The 13,830-nt window shown below is 39.0% G+C and carries 10 protein-coding genes, 1 rRNA gene and 1 riboswitch; of the genes, 9 read left to right on the top strand and 2 right to left on the bottom strand.

The annotated features are described in order from the left end of the window. Together rrf and ACWF5P_RS26280 are read left to right on the top strand one after the other, a co-directional pair. Positions 1 to 83: ribosomal RNA gene (rrf, locus tag ACWF5P_RS26285) — 5S ribosomal RNA — on the top strand; the annotation flags it as partial. Between the two features lie 277 nt (positions 84 to 360). Continuing rightward, a complete protein-coding gene (locus ACWF5P_RS26280; protein ID WP_230178864.1) occupies positions 361 to 1,200 on the top strand; it encodes a tyrosine-type recombinase/integrase in 840 nt (279 codons plus the stop codon). Positions 1,201 to 1,400: 200 nt separating this feature from the next. On the opposite strand, the gene ACWF5P_RS26275 is transcribed toward ACWF5P_RS26280, so the two are convergent. Beyond that, positions 1,401 to 4,532, bottom strand: coding sequence for an efflux RND transporter permease subunit (locus tag ACWF5P_RS26275; RefSeq protein ID WP_452445504.1), 3,132 nt, complete (start codon positions 4,530 to 4,532; stop codon positions 1,401 to 1,403). A gap of 189 nt (positions 4,533 to 4,721) precedes the next feature. Between ACWF5P_RS26275 and ACWF5P_RS26270 the strand changes: the two genes are divergently transcribed. From ACWF5P_RS26270 to ACWF5P_RS26250, 5 genes are all read left to right on the top strand, one after another. Beyond that, a complete protein-coding gene (locus tag ACWF5P_RS26270; protein ID WP_434168293.1) occupies positions 4,722 to 5,600 on the top strand; it encodes a TetR family transcriptional regulator in 879 nt (292 codons plus the stop codon). A gap of 131 nt (positions 5,601 to 5,731) precedes the next feature. Next, complete coding sequence (locus tag ACWF5P_RS26265) at positions 5,732 to 6,625, top strand: YegS/Rv2252/BmrU family lipid kinase (protein ID WP_434168294.1); 894 nt, start codon at positions 5,732 to 5,734, stop codon at positions 6,623 to 6,625. A gap of 130 nt (positions 6,626 to 6,755) precedes the next feature. Beyond that, positions 6,756 to 7,418 (top strand): hypothetical protein, encoded by a 663-nt coding sequence (locus tag ACWF5P_RS26260; RefSeq protein WP_434168295.1) that lies wholly within the window; start codon positions 6,756 to 6,758, stop codon positions 7,416 to 7,418. Between the two features lie 14 nt (positions 7,419 to 7,432). Beyond that, positions 7,433 to 8,692 carry an efflux RND transporter periplasmic adaptor subunit gene (locus ACWF5P_RS26255; RefSeq protein ID WP_434168297.1) on the top strand — a complete coding sequence of 420 codons (1,260 nt, stop codon included), beginning with the start codon at positions 7,433 to 7,435 and terminating at the stop codon, positions 8,690 to 8,692. A gap of 201 nt (positions 8,693 to 8,893) precedes the next feature. Then, positions 8,894 to 9,041: riboswitch (cyclic di-AMP (ydaO/yuaA leader) on the top strand. 172 nt (positions 9,042 to 9,213) lie between these two features. Beyond that, positions 9,214 to 10,473, top strand: a complete 1,260-nt coding sequence (locus tag ACWF5P_RS26250) for a cation:dicarboxylate symporter family transporter (protein WP_434168298.1) — start codon at positions 9,214 to 9,216, stop codon at positions 10,471 to 10,473. A gap of 58 nt (positions 10,474 to 10,531) precedes the next feature. Here ACWF5P_RS26250 and ACWF5P_RS26245 read toward each other — a convergent pair whose 3' ends face one another. After that, positions 10,532 to 11,275 (bottom strand): methyltransferase domain-containing protein, encoded by a 744-nt coding sequence (locus ACWF5P_RS26245; RefSeq protein WP_434168299.1) that lies wholly within the window; start codon positions 11,273 to 11,275, stop codon positions 10,532 to 10,534. A gap of 214 nt (positions 11,276 to 11,489) precedes the next feature. Here ACWF5P_RS26245 and ACWF5P_RS26240 point away from each other — a divergent pair, with 214 nt between their 5' ends. Together ACWF5P_RS26240 and ACWF5P_RS26235 are read left to right on the top strand one after the other, a co-directional pair. Beyond that, positions 11,490 to 12,272 (top strand): hypothetical protein, encoded by a 783-nt coding sequence (locus tag ACWF5P_RS26240; protein ID WP_434168300.1) that lies wholly within the window; start codon positions 11,490 to 11,492, stop codon positions 12,270 to 12,272. 473 nt (positions 12,273 to 12,745) lie between these two features. Next, positions 12,746 to 13,828: a D-alanine--D-alanine ligase gene (locus tag ACWF5P_RS26235; RefSeq protein ID WP_434168301.1), complete on the top strand. Its 1,083-nt coding sequence runs from the start codon at positions 12,746 to 12,748 to the stop codon at positions 13,826 to 13,828. Positions 13,829 to 13,830: the final 2 nt, after the last annotated feature.

Below are 13,830 nucleotides of genomic sequence, written 5' to 3'. Positions count from 1 at the left end.
CCCATTCCGAACACGGCAGTTAAGCTCTTCAGCGCCGATGGTAGTTGGGGGTTTCCCCCTGTGAGAGTAGGACGCCGCCAAGCCATTTCAAAAGACCCGCCATCCGGCTGGTCTTTTTTTGCCGTTGTCAATCCTTCAGTATCTTATATTTTAAAACTGTTAAAAAGTAGAGAAGTAAAAGGACCATAAACAATGTTATATGCAGTATACATGGTAGGGCATACTATGGATGCATACTAATTTTTACTTCTATCTGCATTATCCATATCTGATTAATACAAAGGGACAGAATTCTTCGTTTCTACAGGGATATATGTTAAACTTAACGTAGTTCTGAAACTGTCATTGGGGGAATAGCCGATGGATACCTCTGCTAAAGATGAAATGATTTTTTCGTTTGCTGAATGGTTGAGAGACCAAGGCAAATCAGCTAATACGATCAAAACGTATACTGGTGTCCTTTCACAGTTTTGTGACCAGACACAAAAGATATTGATGGAGATTCATTCTGAAGATGTTCAGGGTTATCTTGATTATTTAGAAAATTGCAAGAAAAGCCCAGGGACTATCGAAAAACACTATATCGCCTTAAATGTTTTCTTTAAATTTTTAGGTAAACCGCAAGTGATGCTTTCTGTGGAACGTAAGGTTAAGGAGCACAAGCTTGAGGTACCTGAAACTTTAAGCATAAATGAGCAGCAGATCCTGTTAAGAGATATAGAAGCAGAAGGAAACCTAAGAAACATTGCCATCGTCTACCTTTTGTTACATACAGGAATCCGCGTCTCCGAATTATGTGACTTGAATGGCCGCGACGTCATCATGGAAACAGAACGAAATTATATACTTGTCAGGAACGCAAAAGGTGAGGTCGATAGATCCGTTCCCCTTACAATATCGGCTATACAGCATATACAGAATTATCTTCTTTCTTTAAAAGAAAAAGCAGATCCGTTATTCATCTCAAGCTATAATCAAAGGATCACTCCGAGGTCAGTTCAATATATATTAAAAAAATACAATGTGCATCCACATAAACTGCGACATACCTTTTGCCAAAGGTTAGTGGATAATGGAATAGATATACAAACGATATCCAAGCTTGCCGGTCATAAAGATTTAAATGTAACGAAGCGTTATCTAAAAGAAAAATCGCTGGACCTGGCAAATGCGATAGACCAAACTTTCACCAAACATTAATCCATAGAAATTAAAAGGGAAAGCGAGCTCTTTCCCTTTTTTGTTTATATATAAGAATTTAAAACAAACAAATTTCCTTGGAAATGAAATGACGAATAGGACGTGAGGGCCTGTGAAGTTGTATTTATAAGAGCATATTGTGCATTGTTTGAACAAGAAAGAGGGGATTCCTAATAAGGAATCCCCTCTTTTTTAATTCTTTACTTAACTGTTTTTTTCTTCTTTTTACCTATTTTCATTATGACTTCATATACTACCGGTACTATTACAAGTGTTAGCAATGTAGAACTCACAAGTCCGCCAATAACGGTAATTCCCAAACCTTGTGATATTAATCCACTGCCTTCTGCACCGATTGCCAGAGGTATTAAAGCGCCGATTGTGGCAAGGGCAGTCATCAGGATTGGACGTAGACGGGTAGAACCTGCCTCGAGTAAAGCTTCCCTGATAGATAGCCCGGATTCTTCATTCTTGATAACACGGTCCACTAATACGATGGCATTGGTTACAACGATACCAATAAGCATTAGTACACCCATCATTGCTGAAACGCTGATGGTCTCACCTGCAACGAATAGCCCTGCCAATGCCCCGATTACCGTAAATGGTAAGGAGAAGAGAATGGCTATTGGTGCTAAACCACCATGGAAAGTAACGACAAGGACAAAGTATACGATAGCAACGGCCGCTAACATAGCGATACCAAGTTGAGTGAATGATTCCTGGATATCTTCCGTCACTCCGCCATAGTCTATAGTGACGCTTGCGGGAAGGTCTAATTTATCAACTTCCTTCTGTACATCTGCTGTTACTGCTGCCACATCATCCGTTTTGATTGTTGCAGACACGTCGGCATAAATTTTTCCATCGCGGCGGCTGATTGTATCGGAAGCTTTGCCTTCTTCGATTTTCACAAGCTCTTTCAATGGGATTTCCATTCCCATTGGAGAAGAAATTTTAGTATTCTCAAGATCTTTTTTGTCTTCGAATGTCGTTTCTTTTGTCTCGACATATACTTTGACTTCTTCTCCATCTTTCTTAATGGTAGTTAAAGCATCATCTTTATTCGTATTGGCAATGGACATGCCAATTTGTGCAGCTGTCAGTCCAAGGTCACTTAACTTTTCTTGGTCTGCAACTAGAGTGTATTGCTCATAAGCATCGGAAAGACTTGTATCAACATCTTTTAAATCTTTATTTTTCTTCATGATATTTTGAATATCATCAATTACCGGTTCAATATCTTTTTGTGTATTACCGTAAACAAATAGAGTGGTTTCGTTGCTTGATGTTGACGTGAAATCTTGTTGTTTCCATGTTCCAGGTGAATCAAGTTCAGTTAATTCTTTTATGACGGTTTCTTTTTTGTCCCCGAAATCTTCAGTGTCTTCATCATAGAGTACATAGAAGAGAGCAGAGTTACTCGAGCCGCCCATCATGCCGCCGCCCATCATGCTTTCACCAAGTGTGTATTGAACGGTCTTCACATCGTCTTTATCCATGAAGTATTTTTCCACTTTTTCTGTTTGCTTTTCAATATCTTCTTTTAACTCTCCAGGTGCGGGAGTGTAAGTGACGATAATCGTTTTTTCTTCATCTGCAGGCATGAAGCTGACACCGATGCTTGGGATCAGGAATAAGCTGCCGACCAATAATACAATGGCTGTACCGAAAGTGATTATCTTATGGTTTAACGACCAATCCAGTGCTTTTCGGTAGAATGCTGATAGTTTACTTGGTTTTTCTTCATGTGATTTTAATTCTTTTTTGGATAGTCCCTTTTTAAATAAAGAGTCTGCCATTGCCGGAACAAGAGTGATGGCGATTATTAATGAAGCAACCAATGCGAACACCATTGTTAAGGCGAATGGCATGAATAGTTCCCCGACAGGTCCTGTAACGCTGGCTAAAGGCAGGTATACGGCTACAGTAACGATTGTCGATGAAAGGATAGGGATGAACATTTCCTTAGTGGCTGATCGTATTAATTCGCCGCCTTTTAATTGTTCGCCTTTTAAAGCCATTCTTCTATAAATATTTTCAATGACGACAATGGAATCATCGACTACTCGGCCAATGGCAACCGTCATGGCCCCAAGTGTCATGACATTCAATGAAATATCCATTTGTTTGAGCACCAAAAGCGCTGCTAACAGGGATAATGGAATCGAAATGACGGAAATGAGAGTCGTTTTAAAGTTCCTAAGGAACAGCATGATAACAATGACGGCAAACAGACAGCCGAAGAGTGCCTTACTGATCATGGTTTCAACAGAATCTTTAATCGGTTTAGCTTGATCGAGCGTAGTGTGTACACTTACGCCTTTAAACTCTTCTTTGAAATTAGAGGCTTCTTCGTTTACTTCGTCTACGATTGCAACTGTATCGGCATCAGGTGATCTTGTAACCTGGATTCCAATCGATTCGCTACCGTTTGTTCTTGAAATCGATTCGGCCTTACCGGTGATTTTAACATCGGCAATGTCTGATAATTTGACATTTTGCATTTGGGCAGGACCTGTTGCCATGTCAGGAGTTGATTGATTGGTTTCCGGTCCGGTTTGTGCCGGCGTTCCTGTTTGAGAGCCGCCGGTTAAAGGTATCTTTATATTTTTGAGGTCTTTTAATGTGGAGATGTTTCCATCCACAACGATCGTTTTTTCTTTATCATCAAAGTTATATATGCCAAGCGGCATGTTTACGTTTGCGGCCTGGATAACCTTCTTTACGGTATCTTCATCGAGCCCGTATTGAGCCATCTTTTCCTCGTCGAATACAAGGCTGCCTTCATTTACTTGTTGTCCGGAAATTGATACGGATGTCACGCCGTCAATCCCTTCAAGTTTAGGCACCAACACCTCTTCGACGTTTTTTGTAAGAGCTGGTAAATCAGAACCCTTATCTGTTACACTGAGTGCGACGACAGGAAAAGCGTTTAATTCTAATTTAGAGACGCTTGGGGCATCCACTCCCTCAGGCAGTTCTAATTTCTCTAAAGCTTCTTTCACTTCTTTTACAGCGTCGTCCATATCCGTATCATAATCATATTGTAACTGGACGGAAGAGGCATTAGCCATGGACGAAGAACTGACTAATTCGACTCCTGACAAATTTGTTACTTTCTGCTCAATCTGGTCCGTAAGTTTATCTGCTACTTCTTCAGGTGCAGCTCCAGGATATACAGTGGAGATGCTTATTAAAGGAGTCGAGATGCTTGGAATGGTTTCTTGTTTCATGTTTAAACCTGAGTATAAACCAGCTGCAACGATGATGATCGTAAGCAACCAGATTGCCAATTTATTCTTTAATGAAAACTTAATTATTGAATTCAAGCTTGTACCCTCCATACATAAAATTGTGACTATTCGGTCATAGACTCAAATATATAGTATATGGATTATGATTGCAACAGATAATATCCGCTAGTGTTAACGTTGTGATTTCAAGGGTTTTGGGATACAATTTGGGAGATGTGACCCATCGGTCACCAAAGGATAATTTTAAGAGATAGGATGAATTTAATGAAAGAAAAAAATAAGATGATCATAGATAAATCTGTAGAGCTTTTCGCGGAGAAAGGCTATCATGCCACTTCCGTTCAGGAAATTGCTGAAAAGTGTGGGATAGCAAAGGGGTCTTTTTATAATCATTTTAAATCGAAGGAAGAATTACTGGTCTCCATTTTTAAATTTTATTATGAAGCGTTGACGGACTCATTGCTTGATCTTGAACTGGATGCTTCATTGTCCAGTAAAGACAAGTTCATGAGGCAAATCACAGTTCACATTGAGCATATGACGGGAAATACCAATTTGATTCAAATGATGATGCAGGAACAAATGCTTCATATCAGCAAAGAACTAGATAAATTTTTACATTATATCCATGAAGAGGGCTTGATTTGGTTCAAGCGTAAAATCATTGAGTTATACCCGGGACTTTCAGCTGATCTTTTGCCGGATTGCACCATAATTTTGGATTCCCTATTCAAAGGATATATCGGAATATTGATCAGGAAACAAAATGCTTTTGATGTGGAATTATTACCTAGCTTCATATTGAACCGGATGGATTCAATTATCGCAAGCCTGCAGAACATGGAAGATCCATTGTTGAAACAATTTCCCCTACCGGGATGCTCGATGCGGGATATGAGCCCAAAAGAAGAAATCCATTCGATCATCGTCAGGATGCTGGAAGTGGAAACACGTAAAGAAGAGGGAATGGATACACGTAAAAATATGGAAGCTTTAAAGGCAATCCAGGAGGAATTTTCAAAAGCTAGTCCAAGCCCGATCATCTTGGAAAGTCTTTTGTTATTTTTGGAAAAAAATGAAAAAAGGAGTCCCTTGTCTTCAAAGCTTATCTTGATGATGAAGGATTATTTGACAAGTATATGAATGCTTTACCGAAAGGGGCGTATAGCCTCTTTTTTTCATTTGATCTTAATGAGTTTCAAAAGCGGGGGTTTAGGAAAAGGTAAAATTGATGGGAAGAAGACAATTCTTTCAATAATATGGGGGCAAAAATCATGCGATGGAAAAAGGGAATGCTGATTTATAATGAAAATGCCGGTAATGATAAACTCGAAAGGAATCTTGAGGGTTGTCTTCCGATAATAGCTCCACATATTGATGAATTTCTCATTCTGCAAACGAGGGAAAAGGGCGATGCATGCCGTTTTTGCTTGGAATATGGTGAAGACATGGATGTAGTTTTCGTATTAGGAGGAGATGGAACGGTGCATGAGTGTGTAAATGGCCTTTCGCCGCTTCCGAGGCGGCCCCTGTTTGGGGTTTTACCTGGAGGGACTTGCAATGACTTCTCCAGAACATTAAAGATTCCTCAAAATGTTCGTCAAGCTGCGGAAGCATTAGTGAATGGCAAAGTTCGTTCAATTGATATTGGGCAGGCCAACAACGATTATTTTTCTAATTTTTGGGGAGTAGGGCTTATTTCAGATGCATCAAGCAATATTGATGAGCAGGAAAAAAGCAGGTTTGGTAAGATAGGATATTTATTAAGTGCTATAAGGATAATTGGCGAGAATGCTCCCTTTTCCTATAAGCTAAAATATGATGGGAATGTTATCGAAGGGGAAGCGGTTATGATTTTGGTTTTGAATGGTTGTTTTATCGGCACCAATTTATTGCCCTTTCCCATGATTAGTCCAGATGATGGACTCTTCGGCGTTGCCATCTTGGAAAATGCAAGCCTTGGTGCATTTTTAGAAATAATAGCGATGAAGCGTTCATGGACACAAAATATGATCTCTGACTCTGGGGTGACTTATTTAAATGCCGATACCCTGACCATTGAAACCAAGAGGCCACTTGATGTGGATATGGATGGAGAGAACTATAGACGAACTCCTGCACGCATTAAAGTCCTTGCCCGACATTTGTCAGTATTAACTCCAAATTAGTATGGTGGGATTAAATATGAATGGGAATGATTATGTGTTTTTTTTGTATATTCATTCCTTATTTCTGCAATTGTTTCCAAAATAAGATAAAATATATGAAGATATATCAATTTTTGCAGGAGGACCACATATGGTGTACCAGGTCAGATTGTTAAAGGGCATTTTAGAGCCTCATCGGAGTCGTTATCAGCTTCAAAATGCAGAGGCAGTCACAAAGCTTGGATTGAAATTACTATTTTTATATTTTCTTAGTCTTATAGTATTCGCCATCGGGGGATATTTTGGCATTGGTTCAGAATCATTCTCCAAAGAAATCACGAAAATGAGTGCCGATGAATTCGAAGCAGCAAAGCTGCTGATTTTGAGCGGCAACATAATAACAGGCATAATCGACCCTTCCATATACATATTTTTATCAGCTCTATTCTTTTGGATCGTTACTGATATCCCATATATAAAATTAGTCATCGTTCAAATGATTCTTTTTGTTTTGCAATTAGTGGAAAAAATATTACTGATTCCTCTATTCGTATTAATGGATATAGGCAGCGATGCCAATCCTTTTTCATTGGGGATCATCAGTCAGTATTTTCTCAGAAGTGATTATTTCATTCACTTTTTCAGCGGAATCACCATTTTTCAATTTCTTATTATTGCTCTGCAATATTTTTATTTAAAGGAGTTTTCAGAACGAAATAGTAATTTGGTCCTTTTAATGATTGTTCTATTCTATCTGGCCACATGGTTTGTTAAAGCCTTTTTAGCATACATCCAAGTAGGCGTATTTGTATAAGGCGGGTGAAATGAATGAGCGGGAAATGGAAAATTATAGCGGTCTCCATTGCGTCGATAGTCTTAATAACCGTTAACTTATACCTTATTGAAAAAAAAGAAAGCAAAGTGGAACGAACTGTTTTCGTTGAAAACTGGACTAAGGTAAAAAAAGATACAATTATGGATACTATTCAAACAAATGGGGTAATTAAACCTGTAGAAGAGTATGATATCTATTTTGACACCAAGAAAAATGATTTTAAGAAATTCCTTGTTAAAGAAGGCGATGAGATTACGGCTGGCTCCTCGTTGTTTGAGTATACGACGACCGAACTTGATGCTCTTAAAGCGAACTTGGAAGCGGAGAAAACGGCAGTTGAGGGAGAAATTGCAGGTATTGAGGAATACATAGGGAAGTTGAGGTCCTATCAAGGGACCATCACCAGCAATCCTGAAAAAGCAGCCATTGATGAATCGGTGGAAAAAAACTTGAAAATTGATATAACAACAAGTTCCTCAGATCTTATTAAAAGTAACATTGAGCAAGAAATGTACAAGCAGGAACTGGAAAAAAACAGCTTGAATGAAAAAGTGAAAATGCTTGAAGCTAAAATAACTTCAATTGAGGAGCAGTCCAGTGCGATCGTGTCAACGAGTGAGGCTGATGGTGTAGTTAAAAATATCAATAAAAACCTGAATAATCCCATTATATCCATCGTTTCAACAAATATGGCAATTGAAGGGGATTTCTCTGAAGAGGAAATGAAAAAGGCTGAAGTGGGCATGACTATAAAAGCAGGTTCCTCTGATTCAAAAAAGGCATTGAAAGGGACGATAGGTCGCATCCATTCCTATCCCGCTGAAGAGCCGTCATTAAAAAAGGATAACAGATTTCCATTTCAGGCACTAATCGAACCGGAAGGTGAAGAAACGGAAGCTTTGTTGGTGGGATCCAAAGTGAATCTTACTGTAATAACCAATGAGAAAGCCGGTGTACCCTCCATTCCTATAGAAGCCATAAAAAACCATAAACAGCCTTATATTTACAAATTGACTAAAAATGGCTATGTGGATAAACATTACATTACAAAAGGGCTTAAGGCTGAAGGGAAGCAAGAAATCATAAACGGCCCGTCGGTAGGTGACGTCATTCTAATGGAGCCGCATGTGTCGAAGAACCATTCTTATTTCATTACCCCAATCCAATTTGGAAAAGTGAAGGCAGCAACTTATAAAAAATTCACCTCTAGGGAAAAAGTAAGATATCTGTTACTTGGCGTATTGGAAAAATAACCGCTTCTTTCATCAAGAGAGGTGATGTCAAATTAGTGATTAATTATATATCAATATAACTTATATGATTAAAAATCGGGAAGAGTAATTATAGATACAATAGTCTCTAATGCAGAATATTCAGACATATTTAAAGATTTTTTCTAGAACTAATGCGAATAAATATTTACAGATTATCATTTTTAGTATAATATTTTATTATAAGTTAACTCGCTTAATCTTATTCCAAGAACGGGGGACCCATTTTTGTGGATTTTATCCGCTAGGGGTGAATTCAGAAATGAAAGGGCATTTGTGTTTCCAATTCCTAACCCGACAGCTAACCTCGTCAGCGTCTTTAAGGGAACATGTGTGAATATTCACGCCAATAAGAAATTGACACATGAAGTGTCTTTTTTTTCGGCGTAAAGACAGAGTTTTTCAAAAAAAGAAAAATTACTTTCTTTTTATTAGTATCTTGTTTCCCTTACCGAGACAAAATGTTTTTGCATCAAAGACTTTATGGAAGGTGAGGAAAGTAAATGAAGAAATTCAAATTAAGTTTAGCTAGCCAAATTTTCATTGGTTTAATTCTAGGGATTATCGTTGGTGCCATTTTTTATGGTAATGAGTCGGCCCAAAGCTTTTTACAGCCATTCGGGGACATTTTCCTACGAATGATTAAAATGATCGTAGTGCCGATCATCGTATCCAGCCTTATCGTTGCAGTTGCCGGTGTAGGTGACTTGAAAGCGGTAGGAAAACTAGGTGCTAAATCATTATCATACTTTGTTGTCGTAACTATGATAGCGATTGCTGTTGGTTTAATTTCAGCGAATATCATCCAGCCTGGTGCTGGTGTGAATATGAATAACCTGGAACAAACTGATATCTCCACATATGTTGATACAGCAGAAACTAAGCAGCATGAATCGTTCGTAGATACACTTGTACACATCGTGCCATCCAATCCAGTTAAAGCCATGGTAGAAGGCGATATGCTAGCGATCATTTTCTTCTCCGTGTTGTTTGGACTAAGTATTGCGGCCATCGGTGAAAAGGGTAAACCAGTATTCCGTTTCTTCCAAGGTGTAGCTGAAGGAATGTTCTACCTAACTAACATGGTCATGAAATTCGCTCCTATCGGTGTATTTGCACTAATCGGTGTGACTATCTCCAAGTTCGGTTTGGAATCTTTAATTCCGTTAGGAAAGTTAGCGCTTTCTGTTTACGGAACAATGATCTTCTTTGTAATTGTCATTCTGGGTCTTATTGCAAAATTTGTAGGATTCAATATCTTTACTTTGATTAAACTTCTAAAAGAAGAATTGATTCTTGCTTTCTCTACTGCAAGTTCTGAAGCGGTTCTTCCGAAAATCATGGAAAAAATGGAGAAAGCGGGATGTCCGAAACATATTGCTACATTTGTTATTCCGACTGGATACTCCTTTAACCTTGATGGTTCTACATTATACCAAGCGTTAGCAGCTATCTTCATCGCTCAAATGTACGGAATCGATTTAAGCATGTATGAGCAAATTACGCTGATGCTAGTGTTAATGATCACATCCAAGGGGATTGCTGGTGTACCAGGTGTATCTTTCGTAGTTCTTTTAGCGACATTGGGAACTGTCGGTATTCCTATTGAAGGTCTAGCATTCATTGCCGGTATCGACCGTATTCTTGATATGGGACGTACAGTAGTAAATGTTATCGGTAATTCACTTGCGGCAATCGTTATCTCTAAATGGGAAGGTCAATTCAACCCTCCTTCCAAAAAAGAACTAGAACAAGTTTCTTAATACAAAAAATCCAGAGTGAAATGTCACTCTGGATTTTTTTGAATTAAAAAGCGCTTCCTTACTTTTGGACGATCCAGAAGCGGCAATCGGAAGAGAAAGTGATGACATCATCGTTTTCATGGAATAATTCACTTCGATAAAAGCTTTCGATGACTTTGAACCGTGCTTCTTCCAGGCACTCAAGTACTTCAAGTTTAGTTGGGATATGGAGGTAAGTATCTTCTTGAAGCGTCTTTCCGGATGTGAGAATATCCCCGAATTCATAAAGCCTCTCATCTTGTTTACCAACACACCAAATCATTTCCTCTTGCTCCCAGAAGTTCAGGTAATTTTCGTTTTTATCACGGTCATGTGTTGTGAAAATGAAGAGCCCTTCAGGTTTTAAAATACGGTTGATTTCTTTTAAAGCCAATGTGCGTTTTTTTCGCTGGGGAATTTGCATTAAACCATTAAAAGCGAAGATTGATTTATCGAATGATGAGTCGTTGAAAGGGAGGTCGGTTGCATCGCCAAGGATAAAGGGTATGTCCAGGTTATATTCATGCGCTATTTTTTCGGCTTCATAAAGCATGGCAGGAGTCAGGTCGATTCCCGTTAGATTTTGAAATCCTTTTTTATATAGTGCGAAGGTGGTCCTTCCTGTACCGCAACCGATATCAAGGATTGCATCTTCCCGATTTAAATATTTTTCGAATGCATATTTCTCTGATTGCCACAGACCTATTTTTTTAGTTGCATCAGCATAGACGGAAACGGCTCCATGAAAAGAATTAATGATAAAACCTTTTTCAATTTTATCCATGATTTAATCCTCCAATCCTTCATTCTTACTATAATATGGATACTTTGAGCTAGTCGAGTGTGTCCCTTAACATTTGGGTTAATATGGAGTACATGTTTCGCGTTATTCACATGGTGCTGATGATGATTTATATTGGGGGTTATATAACTTACGTGAAAACCCAAAAGTTTGGTAAAATAATATTATTGATTAAGAGCTCGGAGGGGGTCAGGTTATGAAGAATGATAGCAATGATATCTTATATATGTATATGCAGGCTTCTGAACGGTTTGTCCTTTTTAATGGACTCAATTTTCGTGAATTCGTCTATTCGCTGCCATATACGTTGGATTCCATCTTATTATTGAAACATGAATTCAATGGCGGGGAATACAATTTGAATGTCCTGCTAGAGAGTGCTTCATCTGAAGATATTGCGAAGCTCGTTAAAGAAAATGTCCGGGCATATGGAGATTTCTGTTGGATCGATTTTGAAGAAAGAGAAGGGTTGGATGAATTGGATGGAAGGGAAATAGCGGAACTATTATATTTAGGGCATGCAAAAACTCATCTGGATCCTCCATTTTTCCGTAAATTGAATAATCAATTTGTGTACCTTGCCCAGGATGATGGCTGGTTCAATAAAATTTATTTTCGTTCTCTTTCGACATATTATATGATGTTAGGAAGCCTGATTCCGCTAAAGCTGGAGCTTTTAAAAGTAGAGAGGACTTGGCTTGGAATCAGAAAGAAAAGAGAGCTGACGGCGATTCCGGCAGAAATCATTTCTTCCTTGGCTCATATCCTGGCAGAGGGGCTCGTTTTTTCCTTTCGGCATGTTAAGTATACAAGAACAAAGATTGAGATACCGGCATGGGTCGTAGGGGATTATTTAAACATGGATGAAATGCATGATGACTTTTCAGATAGAGATATTAAGGAGCCAGATGCCTTTATTACCTTCAATCGAAAAGAAAGGGTATGGGAAAGCGTTATTAAAAATACATCATTCTCCTGATTATCCCAACTTCCGAGGTTCGTGGCTTGGATTATTTGACACCCTTGAAATTTTTTAGGTGTAAGACTTACCATCTCATGCATAAAAGATAAGAGAGGGCGACGCACAGGAGTTGCTAGCACAGGTGTTGCCACAGGACGTGGCGGTTTTAACCTGTGTTCCGCCTATATAGTAATCATTGGAAAAGCATCAATGATGGAAGTTTCGCTTTACCCCGCATTAACAGGCTGTAAGGTAAGCGGCGGCAATTGTAATGAAAAAGAAATGTGGTGGGTCAACAGCCTGTAAATGCCTGATTGCGACGCACAGGATGTGCTAGCACAGGTGTTGCCACAGGATGTGGCGGTTTTAACCTGTGTTCTGCCTAATAGTAATCATTGGAAAAGCGCCAATGATGGAAGTTTCGCTTTAACCATTTTAGTGTAAAGTGATACAATGAACATGGTTAAAAGAATATTGGAGGGTAATAACTCATGAAAACTAAACTTGGTTTGCTTTATGGTGGAAAATCTGCGGAGCATGAGGTTTCTATGCAGACGGCTTTAGCGGTCATTAAAGCTCTCGATTTAGCAAAGTTTGATATATATCCGATTTACATAACAAAAGAGGGTTCATGGATTAATGGACCGAAGTTAACAGGACCTGCCGAGAGTGTGGAGGCATTGACATTTTCATCGGATAAATCTAGCTCGCCACTTGCCTTGCAGGCACATTCAACTGATGAAAATAGTGAATCAACTGGGTATGACGTGATTTTCCCATTGCTTCACGGACCGAATGGAGAAGATGGGACCGTGCAAGGGATGCTGGAACTGTTGAACCTTCCGTATGTAGGGAATGGCGTTTTGGCTTCATCAGCAGGAATGGATAAGGTCATCATGAAAAACATATTTGCACAGGCGGGACTTCCTCAAGTCAAATACACTTGGTTCATTCGTTCTGAATGGGAGAAGAATACTGAAAGTGCCATTAAAAAGGTAGCGGATGAATTGGGTTACCCTTGTTTTGTCAAACCTGCCAATTTAGGCTCCAGTGTCGGTATCAGCAAATGTAATGATGCTGATGAACTGGAAAAAGCGGTAGCGGAAGCTTTCCAATTCGATCGGAAAATCATCATTGAAGAAGGGGTCGTTGCTCGTGAACTCGAGTTTGGAATACTTGGTAATGATGAACCGTCTTGTTCGGTGGCAGGCGAAATCATCCCTAAGAAAGATTTTTCCTTCTATGATTATTCAGCAAAATATGTTGACGGTAATTCTGCAATGGTCATTCCAGCGGAGATAACGGAAAGCGAGTATGTGGCTTTATCCGAAATGGCCATTACTGCCTTTAAGTCATTGGATTGCTCTGGATTGGTTCGCGCTGATTTCTTCTTAACGAATGAGGGGCAAATCTATATTAATGAAGTGAATACAATGCCTGGTTTTACTCCTTTCAGCATGTTTCCGTTATTGTGGAAGCACACAGGTGTCGACTATCCAGCTTTAATTGAAAAACTCGTGAAACTTGCCTTGGAACGTCATCAGGAAAAACAACAAATCAAATATACAGTTTGATC

It is taken from the genome of Peribacillus sp. NPDC055009 (assembly GCF_053608705.1).
Note: the sequence above shows the minus strand (reverse complement) of the source record. Positions and strands in the feature narration are given on the sequence as shown.